Here is a 1477-nt window from a genome sequence, read left to right as displayed (position 1 = left end):
ACGTTGTCGCGGGGATTGAGTATGTTGCCCGCGGAGAACCGCCTGGCAGTCTCCGGCATCAACTGCATCAGGCCCCGCGCTCCCTTCTTGGACACCGCGTTCGGGTTGTATCCGGATTCGACCACGATCACCGCCGTTATCAGCGCCGGTGGCACCCGGGCATCGCGGCTCGCCTCGGCAATGATCTCGGCATACTGAGCGGAATCCATCGTCGCGGAAGCGGCGGCGGCATTGTCCTTTCTTGCACCCCGCGCTGCCGGCTCGCTAGAGGTGACAACCAGGTGCAGCGCCGGATTGCCCGGTCTGTCTGTCAGGGTGATCGATCCATCGGCACCGACGGCGCCGAATATCTGAGCCTTTGCCACGCGCGGGCAAGCCAGGCCCAGCGCGAAGGACGCAATGAGAAAGCCAGCTCTCAGCAAAGGCGGCAACACGCGAGCACGCATCTGGATATCCCCCAGACTGCATTGTGCGGATGAGCAACGCGATGCGGCATGGGTTGGTTCCCTACTGCTGCGGTGGGACAAACCATCGTATCCCATTGCGCCCCGCCCGAGGGCGGCGCTAGCGATGCGCACTATCCCGAGCCAATGGTAGATGCACCCAAGCGAGCAGGAGTAGATCTCCCCCTTAACGACTGCGCACGGCTGACCTAGAGTTTTCTGTAAGACTGAAGCCGAGCGGAAGGCCGACGGGAGAGCCGCAATGAAGACCCTCTGTGCTGTGATTAGAAGCGCCGTGCTTGCGCTTTGGCTGATCGTCAATTTTGGCTTCCTTCCGCGGACAGAAGCCAATCCGCTTTTTGCCAGGCAAACCGGCCTGAATTGCGCGTCCTGTCACACGATCTATCCTGAGCTGACACCGTTCGGGCGGAAATTCAAGCTTGGCGGATACACGCTGGGTGAACGCGAGAAGGTGCCGCTAGCGCTGATGGCGGTCTTCTCGCGCAACTCCATCAACGACAACACCGACAAATCGACCGGCGATAAGCTCTTCGGCAAGAACAACGAGTTTGTTGCGGAAGCCATCAGCCTGTTCTCCGGCGGGAAGATCACGGACAACGCCGGTGCTTTCATCCAGTGGACCTACAACAACGTCAGCACCACGGATAACCAGACGTTCTCCGGGCACAGTGCGCTCGACAATACGGATCTACGTGTCGTGAAATTGTTTGGGTCGGAAGAAAAGCCAACGATTATCGGCCTGACATTGCACAACAATCCCACCGTTCAGGACGTTTTCAATACGGCACCGGCCTGGAGCTTTCCGTACTGGAGCCCGAGCATCGCGGCCCCGGGCCGTGGCACATCAACGTTCCTGGAGTCTGGTGCCCGGGTTGCGGGGATTGGCGCCTATGCGCACGTGCTGGATTCCCTGTACCTTGAGGCGACCTCATACCAAACGGCAAAAGKAGCACTCTCTGTMTTGCGCGCGGGCACCCCGGATAGTCAAAGGGTTTCACTATCTGGCGCCAATC

Annotated in this window: 1 protein-coding gene and 1 pseudogene; one reads left to right on the top strand and one right to left on the bottom strand. The window is 59.9% G+C overall.

What is annotated here, in order from left to right; genetic code table 11:
• Positions 1 to 446 (bottom strand): lytic transglycosylase domain-containing protein (locus AC1DS3_RS38595; protein WP_477129358.1); only part of this gene is annotated, 446 nt, incomplete at its 3' end.
• A gap of 259 nt (positions 447 to 705) precedes the next feature.
• Between AC1DS3_RS38595 and AC1DS3_RS38590 the strand changes: the two are divergent.
• Positions 706 to 1477: pseudogene (locus AC1DS3_RS38590) on the top strand (cytochrome C); the annotation flags it as partial.

It is taken from the genome of Cupriavidus sp. 01L46, assembly GCF_056399905.1.
Note: the sequence above shows the minus strand (reverse complement) of the source record. Positions and strands in the feature narration are given on the sequence as shown.